This window comes from Streptomyces sp. NPDC020379 (assembly GCF_044387105.1).
GTDB lineage: Bacteria > Actinomycetota > Actinomycetes > Streptomycetales > Streptomycetaceae > Streptomyces.
This window is the reverse complement of the sequence record NZ_JBIRVR010000019.1, coordinates 117,851-137,145: the sequence shown is the minus strand read 5'-3', so window position 1 is coordinate 137,145 and position 19,295 is coordinate 117,851. Positions and strand designations below refer to the sequence as shown.

The window sequence follows — 19,295 nt, the reverse complement described above, 5'->3', positions numbered from 1 at the left end:
GCATTGGTCAGTTCATGTCGGCGCACCATGCCCAGCTCCTGCCCGGAACAGCAGCAGATCCACCACCCGGGCAAGAGCCAACAGACACTGCCTAGGCCGGTTCCTGGCTGGACTTGTCGGTCGGGTGCGGGTGGTGTCGTCCGCAACACGGCTTCGCCGCGTTGTCCTCTATCGCCGGACGGGCTGAAATCAGCCCGTCCGGCGATAGAGGACGTGCCCGAAGGGCGCTCCAGCCGCAGGCGCCAACGGACCGGTAGCCGGGGGACCGGGGCGCGGGCCCCAGTTCGGGAAGGGGCGGGGCAGGGGGACAAGCCCGCCCCCCTCACACCCGCCGTTCCAGCACATACCCGCACAATTCCACGAGCTCCTCCCGCGCCCCCTCCGCCAGCCGCACCGACTCAAGGCAGTCGTACGCCCCGGCCACCTGCCGCCGGGCCTCCTCCATCGTGAACTCCCGCCCACCCGCGGCTTCCACGATCGCGGAAGCCGCGGCCGCGGCCGCCGTGGACAGCGGCTCCGGCGAGCCGAGCAGCCCGGCGAGCCGCTCGGCCGCCGTGCTGTCCAGGGCCGTCGCGGCCAGCACGGGCAGCGTCCTCTTCCGGCGGCGCAGATCGCTGTGGACGGGCTTGCCCGTGGTCCCCGGGTCGCCCCAGATCCCGAGCAGGTCGTCGACCGCCTGGAACGCCAGCCCCAGCCGACGTCCCGCCTCCGACAGCGCCCCCACGACCGGCGGCGCGGCACCCGCGAGCAACGGGCCCAGCGCCATCGCGCACCCGAGCAGGGCCCCGGTCTTGCGGTCCGCCATCGCCCGGTACTCGGCTATGCCGACCGCCCCCGGCCCCGTCCACGGCCGGGACTCGAAGAGCAGGTCGTCGGCCTGGCCGTGGACGAGATCGCCCAGGGCCTCGGCGAGCCGGCCCACAGCCGCAGCTCCGTGTGGGCCACCGGCCCTGGCCAGCGTCTGCACCCCGAGGGCGAAGAGCGCGTCGCCGGTCAGCACCGCCGGGCCCGTGCCGAACGCCTTCCACACGGTGTCCCGGTGCCGGCGCCGCTCGTCGCCGTCCATGATGTCGTCGTGCACCAGCGAGAAGGTGTGGATCAACTCCACGGCGACAGCGGCGGCCACGCCCGGCTCCGCGGGCGCGCCGGCCGCTTCGGTGGCGAGGACGGCGAGTGCCTGCCGCACGCCCTTGCCGCCGGGGCCGGCGCTCGGCGTGCCGTCGGCGTCGCACCAGCCGAGCGAGAACGACGCCATCCGGCGCGGCTGGGGGTGGAGGCTCTCGACGGCCGCCCTGAGCGCGGGTTCGACGGATGCCCGGCAGCGCGTGAGGGCTTGGGGCGCCGTGGCCCGTGGTGCGGCGTGCGTGGTCATGGCGGCTTCTCTCTCCTGTGGCGGACCTGTTGACGCGTGCGGGTGGGGGCGGGCGGACCGGGGCGTCAGCCGGTGGGCAGGACGCCCAGTTCGGCCCGCGCCTTCTCGACCATGTCCCGCGCGTGCAGCAGGCCGATCGCACCGAGCGTGCGGTGGAGTTCGTCGAGGTCGGCGGAGGTCTCCGCGGCGTCGCGGCCCAGCCGGGCCCGGGCCTTGACCCACCCCAGCCGGGCGAGTGCCGCGCCGCGCGGCTCGTCCATGGCCCGGAACTCCTCCAGGGCACCGCTGTAGCAGACCTCGGCCTCCGCGTACCGCCCCGCGCGGAAGAGGACGTTGCCGCGCATCTTGTGGTTGTACGCCAGCGCGCTCACCAGCCGCATCTCCCGGCAGGTGGCCTCCGCCTCGGACAGCAGCGCCAGGGCCCGCGCGGTCTCGCCCCGCACGGACAGCACGTCCGCGATGCCCCGCAGGGCCCAGGCGCGGCCGCGGGCGTCGTCGGCTCCGCCGGCTATCGCGGCCGCTTCCTCGAACATCGCCAGGGCGGTGTCGTACGAACCGGTGTTGCGGTGCATCTGCGCGATGCCCTCCAGCGCCCACACCGTGTGCCGGGCCTCGCCGCGCCGTCTGGCCTCGGCGAGCAGCTTCTCGTGCAGTTCGCCGACGGCCTGGTAGTCGCCCTGTATCCGCCCCGTCTCGGCGAGGCCGGCGAGGGAGTAGCCGCGGGCCACGATGTCCCCGCCCTGCTCGGCGAGTTCGGCGGCCAGGGACAGCCACCGCCAGGCCAGGGCGAGCGCGCCGCGCTGCCGGGCGAGGGTCCCGCCGCTCCACACCGCCCAGGCCATCGCCCCGCGGTCCCCGGCCCGCCGCGCCGCGCGGTAGCTGGCCTTCCACGCGGCCTCCGCCTCCGCGACACGGCCCAGCCGCCGGTACGCCTCGGCGACGGCGAGCCCGGCGTGCGCCGACTCCAGTGCCTCGTCGCCGAGTTCGGCCTCCCGGCGTCTCGCCAGGGCCGTCTCCAGGACCTCCGCCAGCGAGGCGTTCACCGAGAGATCGCCCAGCGAGCCCCGGTACTCGGGTGCGAATGCCTTGCCGTACATGGTGTGCCTCACTTCGGGTCGATCGACGGCGGGTCAGCCGCTGATCAAGAAGCTATGGCGGGGGAGGGCGGCCCGGCATCCGACCAGGAGCCCGTGTGCCGTACATCCGAAGACCGGTGGCCGGGCGCCGGGTCATACGCGAGATGTACGAATGCCCCTGAGGGCTCTCGGGGTTACCCGGGGCCACCCGGTGTGGGATTCCCGTCATTGTCAAGGCCCGTAAGCACGATTTTCCGGACAGCCGGGCGGGGGTGACGAACCCTTCGGCCGGGTGACGGCGCACCCCCTCAGGACTGATAACTTCAGGGCGTCACCCACTTGACATCTCGATAAGGATGCGAAATTGGCTCGCCACCGGCTCCGCCGTTTAAACCGTCTCGCAGGAAGTGCGGCGGCCTCGGCCATAGCGCTCGCCGTGCTGCCCGCAGCGCCGGCCCTGGCGGATTCCGCCGACGGCTCGGGCACCCCGCACCTCGACGCCGTGGAGCAGACGCTGCGTCAGGTCTCGCCGGGGCTTGAAGGCGACGTATGGGAGCGCACCAGCGGTAACAAGCTGGACGCCTCCTCCGCCGACCCGACGGACTGGCTGTTGCAGACCCCCGGCTGCTGGGGCGACGACAAGTGCGCCGAGCGCCCAGGTACGAAGCGGCTGCTCGCCAAGATGACCGAGAACATCTCCAAGGCGAAGCGCACGGTCGACATATCCACGCTCGCGCCCTTCCCCGACGGTGCGTTCCAGGACGCGATCGTCGCCGGTCTGAAAGCCTCCGCGGAATCCGGCAACAAGCTGAAGGTCCGGATACTCGTCGGCGCCGCTCCCGTCTACCACTTGAATGTGGTGCCGTCGAAATACCGCGACGAGCTCAATTCCAAGCTGGGCAAGGCCGCCGGCGATGTCACGCTGAATGTCGCGTCGATGACCACGTCGAAGACCGCGTTCTCGTGGAACCACTCCAAGCTTCTCGTCGTGGACGGCGAGTCGGCGGTCACCGGTGGCATCAACGGCTGGAAGGGCGACTATGTCGACACGGCCCACCCGGTGTCGGACGTCGACCTCGCCCTGACCGGCCCCGCCGCCGGCTCGGCGGGCCGCTATCTGGACACGCTCTGGTCCTGGACGTGCGAGAACAAGAGCAACATCGCGAGCGTCTGGTTCGCCTCGTCCAACGGCGCCGGCTGCATGCCGACGCTGGAGAAGGACGCCAACCCCAAGGCGGCCGCCGCCACGGGCAATGTGCCGGTGATCGCAGTCGGCGGTCTCGGGGTCGGCATCAAGGACAAGGACTCCTCCTCGTCGTTCCGCCCGGACCTGCCGAGCGCCTCGGACACCAAGTGCGTCGTGGGTCTGCACGACAACACCAACGCAGACCGCGACTACGACACGGTCAACCCCGAGGAGAGCGCCCTGCGGGCGCTGGTCGGCAGCGCGAAGAGTCACGTCGAGATCTCCCAGCAGGACCTCAACGCCACCTGCCCGCCGCTGCCGCGCTACGACGTTCGCCTCTACGACGCCATCGCGGCGAAGATGGCGGCCGGTGTGAAGGTCCGCATCGTGGTCAGCGACCCGGCCAACCGCGGCGCCGTCGGCAGCGGCGGCTACTCGCAGATCAAGTCGCTGTCCGAGATCAGCGATCTGCTGCGCAACCGGCTGGCGCTGATCACCGGCGGCCAGCAGGGCGCCAAGGCGGCGATGTGCGGCAACCTCCAGCTCGCCACCGCCCGCAGCTCCGACAGCGCCAAGTGGGCCGACGGGCACCCGTACGCGCAGCACCACAAGCTGGTCTCCGTGGACGACTCCGCCTTCTACATCGGTTCCAAGAACCTCTACCCGTCCTGGCTCCAGGACTTCGGGTACATCGTGGAGAGTCCGGAGGCGGCCAAGCAGCTCGACGCCAAGCTGCTCGCCCCGCAGTGGCAGTTCTCGAAGGCGACCGCCACGTTCGACTACGAGCGCGGCGTCTGCCAGGGCTGATCGGGCCCGCAACGCGCGAAGGCTCCCGCCGGAGGACCGACCTCCGGCGGGAGCCTTCGCGGTTCCGGTCAGCGCGAGCGGCTCACGTCCAGTCCCGGTGAGGCCACCGTACCGGGCACCTTGCCGCAGTATTCGGCCTCCACGAGAGCCGTGGTGTCGCCCGTCCAGTCCGCGTTGAAGTTGAACGCCGCGGTGTGCCGCCCGTCCGGCGTCGAGGACACGACCGAGACCGATCCGGGGATGCCGCCGTCGTGTCCCCACACCTTCACCCCGCACGACAGCGTCGTGGTGAGGACACCGAGCCCGTACGCCATCCGCGGGTCCTTCCCGCCGGCCGGCACCGTGGTCAGCAACTCCCGCTGCTGGCGCTCCGGGAGGAGCTTGCCGCCGAGCAGCGCGTGGTAGAAGCGGTTGAGGTCACCCGTCGTGGAGACGATCTCGCCCGCCGCGTACGCCCACGACGGGTTGAAGACCGTGACGTCGTGGATCTTCGCGTCCGGGGCGCTGTCCAGCTTCCCGTACGCCCGTCCGTGCGGGTCCGGCATCCACGGCGAGGTGCCCGGCAGGGTGGTGGCCCGCAGGCCGGCGGGCTTGAGGACGCGCCGGGTGACCTCGGAGGCGTACGAGCGGCCGGACACCTTCTCCACGATCATGCCGGCGAGGACGTAGTTGGTGTTGGAGTAGTGCCAGCCGGCACCGGGCCGGAAGTCCGGCGCGTGGGCCATGGCGATGTCCACGAGCTGCCGCGGGGTGTGGGTGTCGAACCGGTGCTCGTAGAAGCCCGAGGTGAGGTCCTTCCGGACGTCCGGGTCCTCGGTGTAGTTGAAGATCCCGCTGGTGTGGTTGAGGAGTTGACGGACCGTGATGTGCCGTCCGTCGTGGCCGTGCCCCCGGACCACGCCGGGCAGCCAGCGGTCGACCGTGTCGTCGAGCCGGATCCTGCCCTCGGCCTCCTGCTGGAGGAGGGCCACCGAGGTGAAAGCCTTGGTGATGCTGCCGACCCGGAAGCGGTCCTCCGCCGCGCGCGGCCGGTGCGTGGTGAGGTCCGCGACCCCCGCTGACCCCTGCCAGACGCCGTCCTCTCCCACGCTCTGCCCCAGCACCCCCGGCACCCCGGCCCGCACCTGGGCCTCCATCGCGGTGCGAGTGGCGGCGTGCGGGCCGGTGCCTCTGCCCCCGGCCGAGGCGGGTGCGGTGAGGGCGGTCGCGGTCACCGCGGCGGTGGCCAGCGCCCCCACCAGAGCTCTGTGGATCGTGCGTACCTTCATGCTCTACGTCCCCTCCCTTTCCCACGGACAAGTGCACCCGACAGGACTCGCCCAACACCCGGCCGGTTGAGCCGCGTTGGGCGCGGGGCCGGAATCCGGCCATGCGCGGCCAGTGGGTCGGTGAAGAAGTTTCCCGAGCATCCGAAGGCGACTAAAATGGACATACCGTCGCGTGAACGGGGGTGATCAGCGGAATGGACGCCGAAGAGGTCTGGCGGACGACCGGCGCCGAGCGCCGGAGCCTCGCCGACCTGCTGGACCGGCTCTCCGACGAGGAGTGGGAGCGGTCGTCCCTCTGCGAAGGCTGGCGCGTACGTGACGTCGCCGCCCACCTCGCCCTGTCGCGCACCGGCCCCGGCGCCACTCTGATCGCTCTCGTGCGGGCGCGGGGCAGCTTTCACCGCATGGTGCGCGACACCGCCCGGCGCTACGCCGCGCGGCGGCCCACCGCGGCGCTGGCCGCCGAGATCCGGGAGTCGGCCGGATCCCGCCGCCACGCGGTCGGGACGAGCCATCTGGAGCCGCTCCTGGACGTCCTCGTGCACGGCCAGGACATCGCGCTGCCGCTGGGCAGGCCGCGCGAGATGCCGCCACAGGCGGCGGCCGTCGCCGCCACCCGCGTCTGGACGACCGGCTTTCCCTTCCACGCCCGGAAGAACCTCTGGGGCCTGCGCATCGCCGCGACCGACACCGAATGGGCCGCGGGGGAGGGCCACGAGGTGGAGGGCCCGATCAGCGCGATCCTGCTGCTCCTCACCGGCCGCCCGGCCGCCCTCGACCGGCTGTCGGGGGCGGGGGCGGAAGAGCTGCGCAGGCGCGTTCAGTGGGAGCCGGGCGCCGGGAGCACCCCGTCGAGGATGTGCCGCACCCCTCGCAGATAGCCGTGCCGCCCCTCGGCCTCGGCGGGGCGCTCGCCGTCGGCCGTGCCCCGGCCCTCCTGCGGCGGCCCGCCCGGACGTGGCACGGTCGCGAGGATCTGCCCGGTCGTGTAGTACCAGATCGTCCGGTGCGCCTCGACCGCCCGCTCCCGGCTGAGCCCGCAGCCGACGAGCGCGGCGACGATCTCCTCCGTCATCCACGCCGCGGGCATGCCCGCGGGCTCCCCGCGCGCCACGATGGGCACCACCCACGGGTTGCTCACGAACGCCTGGTGCATCAGCCCGCAGACCGTGGCCAGCCGCTCCCGCGGTTCCTCCGGAAGCTCCGGCCGCGGCAGCGTGCGGGCCGCGTGCTCCAGGGTCAGCGTGAGCAACTCGTCCTTGTCCCGCACATGGTGATAGACCGCCATCGCCGTGCTCCCCAGCGCACCGGCCAGCCGGCGCATCGTCAGGTTCTCCGCGCCCTCCTTGAGGATGATCTCGTAGGCGGCGGTGACGATGTGCTCGCGCGACAGCCGGGACGGCCGTCCCCGCTTCGGGCGTTCGGGTGTGCTGCCGGTCAGTGTTCTGCCCTCTTTCGTACGCGTGCCGCCGGGTCCGCCGCCACCGCGGGCGCGAGGGCGCCGCGGGAGTGTTCCGGATCTTCGCAGGCGTCCGAGGATACTGTTTCCGTATGCGTACGGTAACGCGCCGTCGCGCCGTGGGGGTCCGGCGGGGGAAGCGGAGCGGGCCGCGCGGGCCGCGCGTGTAGCTTTGCGTACAGCCGTGCCGACGACCCGCGCGGCATTGCGCTCGTCACCTGCGCGTGTACTGCCGTGCCGGTACCGCCCTACCGATACAAAGGACGCCCCACCCATGCCGTACGTGCGCCACTGGTTGCGCAACTCCATCCTGCTGTTCGCGCTCGCGATCACGCTGGGACTGGTCGCCGCGCACACCCACCTGATCCAGCCGCACGATCTCCAGCTGGACCGCACGATCCAGACGCTCCGCACCGGCTGGCTGAATCACACGATGGAGGGGGTCAGCTATCTGGCCTCGCCGGTGGCCGGAGTCGTGATCCTCGCGGTCTGGAGCGGCTGGCTGCTGTTCGTGCGGCGGCGGCCGATGCGCGCGGTGGCCACCTTCCTCGTCGTCGCGGTCGGCTGGAACAGCACGCAGCTGGCCAAGGCGATCGTGGCCCGCCCCCGGCCGCCCCGGGAGTTCATGCTCGATCCCGAGATCGGCTCCAACAGCTTCCCCAGCGGCCACACCGCCTTCACCGTCGCCGCGGTGGTCGCCGCGTACTTCCTCCTCCGCGAGACCCGTCACCGCCGGACCGTCCTGGTCTGCGGCGTCCTCGCGGTGCTTCTCGTCGCCTTCTCCCGGATGTACGTCGGCGCCCACTACCCCACGGACACCCTCGGCTCGGTGCTGATCGCCGGTTCCGCGATCTTCTTCGTGACCGGCGTCTGGCACGCCCGGGTGCTGCCCCAGCTGCACCGGCTGCCGCTGATGGAGCGCTTCGGCCTGTCCCGCGAGCTGGATGAGCGGGAGGCGGCGTCGCACGTCCACGGGACCGTGCCGAGCGGGCGCAGGCAGGCCGCGGGCAGCGGCTCCGCGCCCACCGGCGGACGCCACCGCAAGCACGCGGGGCGCTGACGCCCTCACCTTCAGCCGATGTCTCCGCCTTCAGCGGAACGAGCGGGCCGGTCGCCGGTGGCGACCGGCCCGCCGTCGTTCCCGCGCCTTCCGGATTTCTGCAACGGGTTCTAGTGTGTGCGCCGTCACCCGCGGCGACGGCGCGACCCTACGGAGGGCCCATGGACCTCGACCACACACCGGAGCAGCGGCGCCTCCGCGCCGAACTGCGGGACTACTTCGCCGGCCTCGTCCCCGACAACGCCTACGCCCGGCACACCGACCCCGCCCGGCAGAAGCGCTTCTACCGCGACACCGTCCGCCGGCTCGGCGCCGACGGCCGCCTGGGCGTGGGCTGGCCCAAGGAGTACGGGGGCGGCGGGATGACCCCCATGGAACAGTTCATCTTCTTCGACGAGGCCGCGCAGGCCGGGGTGCCCCTGCCACTCATGGCGCTCAACACCGTCGGACCGACGATCATGCAGTACGGGACTCCCGAGCAGAAGGCGTACTTCCTGCCGAGGATCCTCTCCGGGGAGATCGACTTCGCCATCGGCTACAGCGAGCCCGACGCGGGCACCGACCTCGCCTCGCTGAAGACCCGCGCCGTGCGTGACGGCGACGACTATGTCGTCAACGGACAGAAGATCTGGACCACCAACGGCGACACCGCCGACTGGATCTGGCTCGCCGTGCGCACCGCCCCCGTGGAGGAGGGCGTACCGCCCCACCGCGGCATCAGCATCCTGCTCGTGCCGACCGGCGCCCCCGGCTACTCGTACACCCCCATCGACACCCTCGCCTCCCACGGCACCACCGCCGGATACTACGAGAACGTCCGCGTCCCCGTCCGCAACCGGGTCGGGGAGGAGAACAAGGGCTGGCGGCTGATCACCACCCAGCTCAACCACGAGCGCGTCACCCTCGCCGCCCACGGCGCCACCGCGATCCGCGCCCTGCGCGACGTCCGGCGCTGGGCCGCGGCCACCCGGCTCCCCGACGGCCGCCGCGTCGCCGACCTCGGCTGGGTCCGCGGCCGCCTCGCCCGCACGCACCTGCGCCTCGACGCGATGAAGCTCCTCAACTGGCAGATGGTGGACGCACTCCAGCGGGGCACCCTCACCCCCCAGGACGCCTCCGCCGCCAAGGTCTACGGCTCCGAGGCACGCCGCGACGCCTACGCCTGGCTGATGGAGATCCTCGCCGCCGCGGGCCCCCTCAAGGAGGGCTCGGCGGGCGAGGTCCTCCACGGCGAACTGGAACGCGGCTACCGCAGCGCGGTCATCTTCACCTTCGGCGGCGGCAACAACGAGATCCAGCGCGAGATCATCTCCTGGATCGGGCTGGGGATGCCGCGGGTGCGGCGCTGAGTCCTTTGCGACGAGGCGGACTGAACGTCTCCGCGGGCGAAGCCGTTGCCCTGGCGGCCTCCGGCGCTAGCCAGCGCCCAGAATCGCAGGCATGCGGCCGCCGCAAGTGCACCTTGGCCTCATGGGCGTGATGGAGCCCCTTTATGCAAATTCCCATGCGCAGAAATCCTTTGCTATGACCGCTTTCAGGCAAACTGCTAGGAGCGGGCTCTGGCCGAGTTGTGCCGCCATGGCCGTGAGCCGTCCTTCGTCGGGACGCCGGTCGGCCAGAGCACGGCGCATCCACAGATCGGCCATGGCGAACGCATCGATCGCCCTCGGGCCTGCGTTCGCCCATGCCATGCACCCTCGGCCCAGGATTTGGCGGACTCGGGGCTGTGGCCGGCTGCGATCAGCTGTACGACGAAACAGGCCGGGTCGATGAACGCTGCCCCGCGTGTGAGCCATGACCAGTCAATACGCCATGCGCCCGCATCCCCTACCACCAAGTTGGACGGATTGATGTCGGTATGCAGCAGAGCGTCACCACGGAAGAATGCCAGCTCGTCTTCGCCGCTGACGCAGGAACGATCCCTTCCCACTGTCGATGACCGCAGCGAACTCCGTGGTGAACCCCTGCTTCGGAACATGCACTTGAGCGACTTCGCCGGTGTACGGGCGGATCAGTTCGCGGGAGTGCTCGCCGGGCAGTTCAGCCAAGTCGGTTCCTTTCGAACACTTCAGACCCTGGGTTGGCAAGTGGTCCGCGTTCCCGGTCGGCACGCCGAGTGCGGCTCGCACCGCGGATCAGAGCGAGTGGGGGCTGATGACGTCCGGGCTCAAGCATTACGGGCAGTTCTGGTTGGACAGGATCGGGAGCCAGCGGAGCGCAGTGCGGAACTGTCGACCGTCCATGATCCCTCCACGCGGCTACATGTACTCGTCGGGTTCCCCTCCGTGCTGGTCCATCGGCCAGGCGACCCGGCATTCCAGGCATGTGAGCCGCCATTCCTAGCGGCGCCGTACGTGATCACGTCAGGGTGCACGGTGATCGTGTGCGGCACATGCCGGATGACGGCGCGGGTCACTGCGTCACCTCCGCCTGGTGGCGCCTGGTGTCGTGATCGATCCGGGCATCAGCATGACGGTCCACGACCCTTCAGCTGCACGGTGTACGGGCCGCATCGGAAGACGCGGCGGGTACGGATCCGCGGTTCGACGTCGGGGTGCACGACCGGCGGGTGCCGGGCGCCCCCTTGGTCGCTTCGCACTCCTCTGTCCGCGCTGGGCTGCTCCTGCGCATGATCCGGCGCTGAAGCGTGACCTGGCCGACATGGTCGTCATGAGAGGCAACGCCGACCTGAGCCAGGTCCTTGGTGACCTTCCAGAACTCGTGTCCGGAGTCCAGAACTACGCCCACGCCGTCAATACGCCAGGAAGCCTGGGCGATGGTGGCTGAGGCATACAGCACGGTGTATTGGCTGGCTGCCCGACATCGGTGGATGACCCTGGCAGACCTCGCCGTCACCAAGCAAAAACTGGCAGCTGCTCAGGCTGATCCGGTAACTCTCGCGATTGCGGGGCGGGATACGGCTGGAGTTCATCTGAATCATGGTGAGTTCGAGGATGGCCTTGCCGTCGTCGACCGTGCGATCTGCCAGGTGGAGACCCACGCCGCCGGGCAAGGACGCTCGTGTGCTCTCGGAATTCCGCGCCTCCGGGGGATGACCCTGGCCGGCCGTCTGAAAGACAAGGCGACGGCTGACCGGCACATCGCGGAGTCTCGCAGGCTCGCACGAGACTTTGACCACGACGCGAATCGCCTCGGCAACCACTTCGGGCCCCAGAACACCGCTGTGCACGTCGTTGCTACTTCTGGCGACCTCGGTCGGCATCAGGATGCCATTGACGAGATGAGCCGGTTCGGGAGCAGGAACCCGCTTGTGTTGCCGGCTACGAGGACCAGTCCACTCCATATGAACGTCGCACGGTCGAAACTGGCCCTCGGCGACAGGACTGGTGCGCTGGAAGAGCTGGAAAAAGCCTGGGCCCTGGCACCGTAGATGGCACGGGTCCATCCGACCAGTCAGGAGTTGTGTGAGTCACCCGTCGCCATCCGGCCGGTGCGCGATCGCTCAGACGTAAGCCAGGGCCACCCCCTGCCACGCCCCCGCCGCCCGCGCGGTTTCCGACGAGGCCGCGCGGGCGAGCTGGTGACGCCGGAGTCCAGGCCGCTCAACCCCCCGCCGGCGTCCGCAGCGCCAGGATCGCCATGTCGTCATGGCCGTCGCCGGGGCGGGCGTCCGCCACGGCCCGGGCCAGGGCGGCCAGGGGCTCGTCGGCGTGCGCGGCCGCGACGGTCGCGATCATGCGCAGGCCCTCGTCGAAGTCGCGGCCCGGGTGCTCGACCAAGCCGTCGGTGAACATCAGGACGGTCGCTCCCGGCGGCAGCACGTGCCGGTGGTCGCGGCGGACGAGGCCGGCGTCGACGCCGATCGGCACGTCGGCGTCGGCGTCGAGGAAGCGCGCGTCGCCGTCCTCGGTCACCACGAGCGGCGGCGGATGGCCCGCGCTGCTCCACAGGAGCGACCAGCCGCCCTCGCACGGTGCGATGCGGGCCACGCAGACGGTGGCCATGGTGGGCTCCGTGACGGCCGCCAGGGTGCGGTCGAGGCGGCTGAGCAGCTCGCTGGGCAGCGCGTCGGAGTCGAAGGCCAGGGCGCGGAGCATGTTGCGGATCTGCGCCATCGTGGCGGCGGCGCGCACGTCGTGGCCGACGACATCACCGACGATCACCACGCGGCTGCCGTCGGGCAGCACCATCGCGTCGTACCAGTCGCCGCCGAGCAGTGCCGGGTCCGCCGCGGGCTGGTAGAGGGCCCAGGAGTCGAAGGGGGAGAGGTCGGGCAGGCTCGGCAGCAGCAGCCGCTGGAACTGCTCGGCACCCGCGCGCACCTGCCCGTACAGGCGGGCGTTCTCGATGGCCACACCGGCCGCGCCGGCCAGCGCGATCACCACGGCCTCGTCGGCGGCGTCGAAGGCGCCGCTGTCCTCGCGGTCGGTGAGGTAGAGATTGCCGTAGACCTTGCCGCGCACGGTGATGGCGACCCCGAGGAGCGTGCGCATCGGAGGGTGGCCGGGCGGGAATCCCGTCGCCTGCGGATGCTCGGGGATCGCCTCGACCCGCAGTGGCCGCGGGTCGCTGATGAGCAGGCCGAGCAGCCCCTGGCCGTGCGGGAGAGCCACCCCCGCCAGCCGCTGTCTCTCCTCCTCGGCCAGGCCCACGGGGATGAACTCGGCGAGCTCGGTGCCCTCCTCGTCCAGGACGCCGAGGGCTCCGTAGCGGGCCCCGACCAGCTCCATGGCGGTGGTCACGATGCGGCGCAGCACGACGGGGAGGTCCAGCTCCCCGCTGACCGCGAGTATCGCCCCCAGTAATCCGCGCATGCGCTCTTGCGTGCGGGCGAATTCGGCCAGCTGCTCCCCGAGCCGGTCGAGATCCTCGTCGAGGGCCGGCCGGCGACCGGTGAGGTCGCGGTGGGTGTGTCCGTTGTCTGTCTCACTTGTCGCCACCGCTCAGACACTAGTGAATCGGCCGCTCCGGGGTGGGGAATGACCGCATGTCAGTACGGTGACGGTGGCGCGGTCGGCGACACGCTCCGTCACTGGCGCGGGAAGCCGCTCGCGGACGCACTCGCGACCGCTTATCGAACGGACAACCACCCGGGTTCCAGAGGGGATTGAGGCGCTGCGGCAGCACTTATGGTAGGAGTCGCAGGAGGAGCGCCGATCACCGGAGGTGTGCCCATGCCGCAAGCCGACCCCGGGCTCTTCGGGCCCGCCTCGGTCGCCTGGCAGCTGCACGGTGACCCGATGATGTGGATCGCGGGCATCCGCGCGCTGTGGCTCCAGGCGCTGCACCCGCGCGCGGTCCGCGGTGTCACCCAGAATTCCGCCGCGTTCACCGAGGCCGATGCCTTCGGGCGGCTGCGGCGGACCGCGAACTTCGTGGGCACCACCCTCTACGGCACCACGGAGGCCGCCGAGCGCGCGGGCGCGGCCGTCCGCGGCATCCACCGGCGGCTGTCGGCCACCGATCCGGACACCGGCGAGCGCTACGGCGTCGACGACCCCGAACTGCTGCTGTGGGTGCACTGCGCCGAGGTCGACTCCTATCTCCACGTCGTCCGCCGCTCCGGCATCCCGCTCACCGCGGCCCAGGCCGACGCCTTCCTGGACGAGCACCGGGCCTCCGCCCGGCTCGTGGGCCTCGACCCCGCCGGTGTCCCGGCCTCGACGGAGGCGATGGCGGCGTACTTCGAGAAGGCGCGGCCCGGTCTGGCCCTCACCCCCGAGGCGCGTCAGGTCGACGCCTTCCTGCGCCGTCCGCCGGTGCGCCCCCTGCTCAGACCCGCGCGCGCCCTCGTGTGGGGGACGGTGGCCTCCCTCGCCTACGGGGCGCTCCCTCCTTACGCGCACGAGCTCTACGGGCGCGCCGCCCCGCCCCCTGCCGTCGTCACCCGCCGCTTGCGCCGCGCGGGCACCGTCCTGCGCTCCGTCCCCGCCACCGTACGATGGCAACTCCCGCCCAAACACATCCTCCGGGCCGTCGGCAGGATGGGCGCCGGTAGCCGCCCTTCCTCCTACAACCTGCAAAGACGGGCCGCCATACTGGAGGGGCCGGGGGAGGCACAGCGACGCGACGGGGGCGGCGGCGAGGGATGGCGGAATCCAGGCTGATCCAGGGCCGGTACCTGCTGCTCGAACGGATCGGGCGGGGCGGCATGGGCGAGGTGTGGCGGGCTCGCGACGAATCACTCGGCCGCCAGGTGGCCGTCAAGTGCCTCAAACCGATGGGGCCCCAGCACGAGCAGTCCTATCTCCGCGTGCTGCGCGAGCGGTTCCGGCGCGAGGCGCGCCTCGCCGCCGGGCTCCAGCACCGCGGCATCACCGTCATTCACGACTTCGGCGAGTCCGACGGCGTGCTCTTCCTCGTCATGGAGCTGCTCGACGGCCGCAACCTCAGCGAGCTCATGGAGGACAACGACCAGCGGCCGCTGCCCGTGTCCGAGGTCGTCGGGATCTCCGAGCAGGTGGCCGCGGCCCTCGCGTACACCCACCGGCAGGGCGTGGTGCACCGTGACCTCAAGCCCGCCAACATCATGCGGCTCACCGACGGCGCCGTGAAGATATGCGATTTCGGGATCGCCCGCCTCGGGCACGACATCGGCTTCTCCGCGCCGTCCTCGCGCCTCACCGGCACCGGCATCGCCATGGGCACCCCGCACTACATGTCGCCCGAGCAGATCGGCGGCGGCCAGGTCGACCACCGCAGCGACCTCTACTCCCTGGGCTGTGTGCTGTACGAGATCGCCACCGGCGCCCCGCCCTTCGACATGGACGACGCCTGGGCCGTCCTCGTCGGCCACCGCGACACCCCGCCCACCCCGCTGCGGGAGATTCGCCCCGAACTGCCGGAAACATTCGAGGAGGTCGTCCTCGACCTGCTCGCCAAGGACCCCGACGCCCGGCCGCCCGACGCCGGTGTCCTCCATGAACGGCTGCTGGAGCTCGCCCTGTCCGGGCACGCCACCACGGTGCCCCGCACGCTCCCCGAGGCCCGCCCACGCCCCCTGCGCGCCTCCGTGCGCCTGCCCGAACCGCCCCGGCTCCCGCACTGGGCCCGGAACATGACCACCGGTTCCAAGGCGACCGGCCCCGGCGTCCTGCCCTTGCCGCCGCCCGACCCGGCCGCCTCGCTCACCGGCGCCTGGACCGGGCCCGCCGCGGCGCGCGCCGAGGAGACCGCGCCGCCGTCCCCGGAGGTCGTGGCCGACCTCGCGACACGCCATCAGGAGGCGCTGCGGCTCGGCAGGCTGGGCCGCTGGACGGAGTCCGGCGAGGCGCACCACGAGGTGGCCGCCGAGCGCGAACGCGCCCTCGGCGCCGACCACCCCGACACCCTCGCCAGCCGCTACGAGGCCGCCTTCACCCTCAGCCGGCAGGGCCGCCCAGCCGACGCGCTGCGCGAGTACGCCCGCGCCGCGGCCGGCCGCGAACGCGTCCTGGGCGCCGACCACCCGGACACGCTCGCCGCCCGTCAGGAGACCGCGTACGTGCTCGGGCAGCTCGGCCGGTACGCCGAGGCCCACGAGGTCTACGCCGCCGTGCTCGCCGTCCGCGACCGCACCATGGGCCCCGAGCACCCCGACACTCTGCGCTGCCGCCACAACCTCGCCTTCAACCTGGGCCGGCTGGGGCGGCTGGAGGAGTCGTACGGCATGGCGCGCGAGGTCGCCGACGCCCGCGCCCGCGTCCTGGGCCCGAGCCACCCGGACACCCTCGTCACCCGCTACGAGGTCGGCTACGCCCTCGGCCAGCTGGGCCGCTGGACCGACGCGCTGCGGACCTACCGCGAGGTGGCCGCCGCACGGCAGCGCGCGCTCGGCGCCGACCACCCCGACACGCTCGCCGCCCGCTACGAGACCGGCATCTGCCTCGGCCGGCTCGGCCGCAGCGCGGAGGCGCTCCGGCTCTTCCGCGACCTCGTGGACGAGCGCACCCAGGCCCAGGGCCGGGAGCACCCCGACACCCTGCGGGCCCGGCACTGCCTCGGCGTCAACCTCGGCCGGCTCGGCCGCTGGGAGGAGGCGCTCGCCGAGGCGCGCGACGTGTGCGCGATCCGCGAGCGGGTGCTGGGCGCCGACCACCCCGAAACCCTTGTCAGCTGCCGGGAGATCGCGGTCGCCCTCGGCTGGCTCGGCCGCTGGACCGAGGCGCTCGCCCGCTACCGCGAGGTGGCCCAGGCCCGCCAGCGGGTGCTGGGCGCCGAGCACCCCGACGCCCTGGCCAGCCGTGGCGACGAGGCCCACTGCCTGGAGCAGCTCGGCCGCTCCACCGAGGCCGTCGAGCTCCACCGCCAGGTCGCCGCGCTGCGCTGGACGCGGGCCACCCGCGGGGCGCCGTACGGGAGATGACCCCGGTAATCTGACGTTGCGTCAGAAAAACTCTTCCCTCGCCCCGCCCGCTGCGGCATCCTGCCGCCCATGGAGACCGAGCTGAGCCGGCGACTGGGAATCGAGCACGCGCTCTTCGGCTTCACCCCCTTCCCCGCGGTGGCCGCGGCCGTCACCCGCGCCGGGGGACTCGGCGTGCTCGGCGCCGTGCGCTACACCGACCCCGGCGCCCTCGCCCGGGACCTCGACTGGATGGCCGCGCACACCGACGGCAAGCCGTACGGGCTCGACGTCGTCATGCCCGTCAAGAAGGTCGAGGGCGTCACCGAGGCCGACGTCGAGGCCATGATCCCGGACGCGCACCGGCGCTTCGTCCAGGAGACCCTCGCCCGGCACGGCGTACCCGCGCTCGCCGCCGGGGACCGCTCCGGATGGCGCATCACCGGCTGGATGGAGGAGGTCGCCCGCGCCCAGCTCGACGTCGCCTTCGAGCACCCGGTCACGCTGCTCGCCAACGCCCTCGGCCCGCCGCCCGCCGACGTCGTCCGCCGCGCCCACGACCACGGCGTCCTCGTCGCCGCGCTCGCCGGGAGCGCCCGGCACGCCGTCCGCCACGCCGAGGCGGGCATCGACATCGTCGTCGCCCAGGGCTACGAGGCGGGCGGCCACACCGGCGAGATCGCCACCATGGTGCTCACCCCCGAGGTCGTACAGGCCGTCGACCCGCTGCCCGTACTCGCCGCCGGTGGCATCGGCAGCGGCGAACAGATCGCCGCCGGGCTCGCGCTCGGCGCGCAGGGGGTCTGGCTGGGCTCCCTCTGGCTCACCACGGAGGAGGCCGAGCTGCACTCGCCCGCCCTCACCGCGAAGCTCCTGGCCGCGGGCTCCGGCGACACCGTGCGCTCCCGGGCGCTCACCGGCAAACCGGCCCGCCAGCTGCGCACGGCCTGGACCGACGCCTGGGACGACCCGGGCGGACCCGGCCCGCTGCCCATGCCACTGCAAGGGCTGCTCGTCGCCGAGGCCCTGTCCCGCATCCAGAAGTACGAGGTGGAGCCGCTGCTCGGCACACCGGTCGGGCAGATCGTGGGGCGGATGAACTCCCGGCGCAGTGTCCAGGCCGTCTTCGACGACCTGACGGCCGGCTTCGAGCGGGCCGTCGACCGGATGAACCGCATCGCGGGCCGCACCGGGCCCGCCCGGCCCTGAGACCGAGGAGGGAGCACCCCATGCCGCACCCCGAAGGGTTCTGGGCACAGGCCACCGCCGACCCCGAACGCACCGTGCTCGTCACCCCCGACGGCCGCACCCGCACCGCGGGCCGGCTCCACGCCGCCGCCAACCGGCTGGTCCGCGGCCTGCGCGCCGCCGGACTCCGCCGGGGCGACGCCTTCGCCGCCGTCCTCCCCAACGGCGAGGAACTCCTCACCGCCTACCTCGCGGCCGCCCAGGCCGGCTTCTACCTCGTACCCGTCAACCACCATCTCCTCGGCGAGGAGATCGCCTGGATCGTGGCGGACGCGGAGGCGGGGGCGCTCATCGCCCACGAGCGGTTCGCCGCCGCCGCGACCGCCGCCGCCGACGGCGCGGGGCTGCCCGCCGCGCGCCGCTACGCCGTCGGTGACATCCCCGGCTTCCGCCCGTACGAAGGGCTCCTCGCCGGCCACCCCGGCACCCCGCCGGCGGACCGCACGCTCGGCTGGGTCATGAACTACACCTCCGGCACCACCGGCAGGCCACGGGGCATCCGCCGTCCCCTGCCCGGGAAGCCGCCCGAGGAGAGCCATCTCGGCGGCTTCCTCGGCATCTTCGGCATCAAGCCGTTCGACGACAACACCCACCTCGTCTGCTCACCGCTCTACCACACGGCGGTCCTCCAGTTCGCGGCCGCTTCCCTGCATCTCGGCCACCGACTGGTGGTCATGGACAAATGGACCCCCGAGGAGATGCTGCGCCTCATCGACACCCACCGCTGCACCCACACCCACATGGTCCCCACCCAGTTCCAGCGGCTGCTGGCACTGCCCGCGCACGTACGGGACGCGTACGACGTCTCCTCCATGCGGCACGCCATCCACGGCGCCGCCCCCTGCCCCGACCACGTCAAGCGCGCGATGATCCACTGGTGGGGCGACTGCGTCGAGGAGTACTACGCGGCCAGCGAGGGCGGCGGGGCCTTCGCCACCGCCGAGGACTGGCTGAAGAAACCCGGCACCGTCGGCAGGGCCTGGCCCATCAGCGAACTCGCCGTCTTCGACGACACCGGCCGACGGCTGCCCGCCGGTGAACTCGGCACCGTCTACATGAAGATGACCACCGGCGGTTTCGCCTATCACAAGGACGAGGGCAAGACCCGCGAGAACCGCATCGGCGACTTCTTCACCGTCGGCGACCTCGGCTTTCTGGACGAGGACGGCTATCTCTTCCTCCGCGACCGCAAGATCGACCTGATCATCTCCGGCGGGGTCAACATCTACCCCGCCGAGGTCGAATCCGTGCTCCTCACCCATCCCGCCGTGGCCGACGCCGCCGTCTTCGGCGTCCCGCACGACGACTGGGGCGAGGAGGTGAGAGCCGTGGTGGAGCCGGCCGACGGCCATGCGCCCGGCGCCCCGCTGGCCGCCGAGCTCCTCGCCCACTGCGCGCGCCACCTGGCGGGCTACAAGCGGCCCCGGGCCGTCGACTTCATCGCCGACATGCCCCGCGACCCCAACGGCAAGCTCTACAAACGCCGGCTGCGCGACCCGCACTGGCGGCGCCCGGCTTAGCCCGCGGGCCGGCCC

The 19,295-nt window shown here is 72.2% G+C and carries 15 protein-coding genes; 9 read left to right on the top strand and 6 right to left on the bottom strand.

From position 1 onward, the window contains the following. Positions 1–322: 322 nt before the first annotated feature. Both ACH427_RS23900 and ACH427_RS23895 read right to left on the bottom strand, forming a co-directional pair. Positions 323–1,372, bottom strand: a complete 1,050-nt coding sequence (locus ACH427_RS23900; protein ID WP_398872286.1) for a polyprenyl synthetase family protein — start codon at positions 1,370–1,372, stop codon at positions 323–325. A gap of 65 nt (positions 1,373–1,437) precedes the next feature. Continuing rightward, positions 1,438–2,469, bottom strand: coding sequence for a tetratricopeptide repeat protein (locus tag ACH427_RS23895; protein WP_398872304.1), 1,032 nt, complete (start codon positions 2,467–2,469; stop codon positions 1,438–1,440). Positions 2,470–2,884: 415 nt separating this feature from the next. Between ACH427_RS23895 and ACH427_RS23890 the strand changes: the two genes are divergently transcribed. Further along, complete coding sequence (locus ACH427_RS23890; protein ID WP_398872284.1) at positions 2,885–4,441, top strand: phospholipase D-like domain-containing protein; 1,557 nt, start codon at positions 2,885–2,887, stop codon at positions 4,439–4,441. 68 nt (positions 4,442–4,509) lie between these two features. On the opposite strand, the gene ACH427_RS23885 is transcribed toward ACH427_RS23890, so the two are convergent. Further along, on the bottom strand, positions 4,510–5,709 hold the full coding sequence (locus ACH427_RS23885; RefSeq protein WP_398872282.1) for a serine hydrolase domain-containing protein: 1,200 nt from the start codon (positions 5,707–5,709) through the stop codon (positions 4,510–4,512). 182 nt (positions 5,710–5,891) lie between these two features. On the opposite strand from ACH427_RS23885, the gene ACH427_RS23880 reads away from it, so the two are divergent. Beyond that, the gene (locus ACH427_RS23880; protein ID WP_398872280.1) at positions 5,892–6,590 is read left to right on the top strand and encodes a maleylpyruvate isomerase family mycothiol-dependent enzyme; all 699 of its coding nucleotides are present in this window, start codon (positions 5,892–5,894) and stop codon (positions 6,588–6,590) included. Here the strand turns inward: ACH427_RS23880 and ACH427_RS23875 are convergent. Then, positions 6,530–7,444 (bottom strand): TetR/AcrR family transcriptional regulator, encoded by a 915-nt coding sequence (locus tag ACH427_RS23875; RefSeq protein WP_398872302.1) that lies wholly within the window; start codon positions 7,442–7,444, stop codon positions 6,530–6,532. The genes ACH427_RS23880 and ACH427_RS23875 overlap by 61 nt on opposite strands. On the opposite strand from ACH427_RS23875, the gene ACH427_RS23870 reads away from it, so the two are divergent. Both ACH427_RS23870 and ACH427_RS23865 read left to right on the top strand, forming a co-directional pair. Beyond that, positions 7,443–8,228: a phosphatase PAP2 family protein gene (locus ACH427_RS23870; RefSeq protein WP_398872278.1), complete on the top strand. Its 786-nt coding sequence runs from the start codon at positions 7,443–7,445 to the stop codon at positions 8,226–8,228. The two genes, ACH427_RS23875 and ACH427_RS23870, sit on opposite strands and share 2 nt — an antisense overlap. A gap of 161 nt (positions 8,229–8,389) precedes the next feature. Further along, positions 8,390–9,577 (top strand): acyl-CoA dehydrogenase family protein, encoded by a 1,188-nt coding sequence (locus ACH427_RS23865; RefSeq protein ID WP_398872276.1) that lies wholly within the window; start codon positions 8,390–8,392, stop codon positions 9,575–9,577. A 522-nt stretch (positions 9,578–10,099) separates the two neighbouring features. Here ACH427_RS23865 and ACH427_RS23860 read toward each other — a convergent pair. Then, positions 10,100–10,276 (bottom strand): hypothetical protein, encoded by a 177-nt coding sequence (locus tag ACH427_RS23860; RefSeq protein ID WP_398872274.1) that lies wholly within the window; start codon positions 10,274–10,276, stop codon positions 10,100–10,102. A 782-nt stretch (positions 10,277–11,058) separates the two neighbouring features. Between ACH427_RS23860 and ACH427_RS23855 the strand changes: the two genes are divergently transcribed. Then, positions 11,059–11,619: a DNA-binding protein gene (locus ACH427_RS23855; protein ID WP_398872272.1), complete on the top strand. Its 561-nt coding sequence runs from the start codon at positions 11,059–11,061 to the stop codon at positions 11,617–11,619. Between the two features lie 172 nt (positions 11,620–11,791). On the opposite strand, the gene ACH427_RS23850 is transcribed toward ACH427_RS23855, so the two are convergent. Then, positions 11,792–13,129 carry a PP2C family protein-serine/threonine phosphatase gene (locus tag ACH427_RS23850; protein ID WP_398872270.1) on the bottom strand — a complete coding sequence of 446 codons (1,338 nt, stop codon included), beginning with the start codon at positions 13,127–13,129 and terminating at the stop codon, positions 11,792–11,794. Between the two features lie 234 nt (positions 13,130–13,363). On the opposite strand from ACH427_RS23850, the gene ACH427_RS23845 reads away from it, so the two are divergent. The 4 genes from ACH427_RS23845 (at position 13,364) to ACH427_RS23830 (ending at position 19,280) form a co-directional block, all read left to right on the top strand. Beyond that, positions 13,364–14,296, top strand: a complete 933-nt coding sequence (locus tag ACH427_RS23845) for an oxygenase MpaB family protein (RefSeq protein WP_398872268.1) — start codon at positions 13,364–13,366, stop codon at positions 14,294–14,296. After that, entirely contained in the window at positions 14,278–16,533 is a 2,256-nt protein-coding gene (locus ACH427_RS23840; protein WP_398872266.1) for a tetratricopeptide repeat protein, read from the top strand. The genes ACH427_RS23845 and ACH427_RS23840 overlap by 19 nt, the downstream gene beginning before the upstream one ends. A 69-nt stretch (positions 16,534–16,602) precedes the next feature. After that, entirely contained in the window at positions 16,603–17,721 is a 1,119-nt protein-coding gene (locus ACH427_RS23835) for a nitronate monooxygenase (protein WP_398872264.1), read from the top strand. Positions 17,722–17,741: 20 nt separating this feature from the next. Further along, positions 17,742–19,280, top strand: coding sequence for an acyl-CoA synthetase (locus ACH427_RS23830; protein WP_398872262.1), 1,539 nt, complete (start codon positions 17,742–17,744; stop codon positions 19,278–19,280). Positions 19,281–19,295 lie beyond the last annotated feature (15 nt).

What these genes read in the sequence shown, in the direction of transcription:
- ACH427_RS23855 (WP_398872272.1), top strand. Translation starts at nt 11,059, where the DNA reads ATGACCCTGGCAGACCTCGCCGTCACCAAGCAAAAACTGGCAGCTGCT.
- ACH427_RS23895 (WP_398872304.1), bottom strand. Translation starts at nt 2,469, where the DNA reads ATGTACGGCAAGGCATTCGCACCCGAGTACCGGGGCTCGCTGGGCGAT.
- ACH427_RS23840 (WP_398872266.1), top strand. Translation starts at nt 14,278, where the DNA reads ATGGCGGAATCCAGGCTGATCCAGGGCCGGTACCTGCTGCTCGAACGG.
- ACH427_RS23875 (WP_398872302.1), bottom strand. Translation starts at nt 7,444, where the DNA reads ATGGGTGGGGCGTCCTTTGTATCGGTAGGGCGGTACCGGCACGGCAGT.
- ACH427_RS23870 (WP_398872278.1), top strand. Translation starts at nt 7,443, where the DNA reads ATGCCGTACGTGCGCCACTGGTTGCGCAACTCCATCCTGCTGTTCGCG.
- ACH427_RS23900 (WP_398872286.1), bottom strand. Translation starts at nt 1,372, where the DNA reads ATGACCACGCACGCCGCACCACGGGCCACGGCGCCCCAAGCCCTCACG.
- ACH427_RS23865 (WP_398872276.1), top strand. Translation starts at nt 8,390, where the DNA reads ATGGACCTCGACCACACACCGGAGCAGCGGCGCCTCCGCGCCGAACTG.
- ACH427_RS23845 (WP_398872268.1), top strand. Translation starts at nt 13,364, where the DNA reads ATGCCGCAAGCCGACCCCGGGCTCTTCGGGCCCGCCTCGGTCGCCTGG.
- ACH427_RS23830 (WP_398872262.1), top strand. Translation starts at nt 17,742, where the DNA reads ATGCCGCACCCCGAAGGGTTCTGGGCACAGGCCACCGCCGACCCCGAA.
- ACH427_RS23885 (WP_398872282.1), bottom strand. Translation starts at nt 5,709, where the DNA reads ATGAAGGTACGCACGATCCACAGAGCTCTGGTGGGGGCGCTGGCCACC.
- ACH427_RS23835 (WP_398872264.1), top strand. Translation starts at nt 16,603, where the DNA reads ATGGAGACCGAGCTGAGCCGGCGACTGGGAATCGAGCACGCGCTCTTC.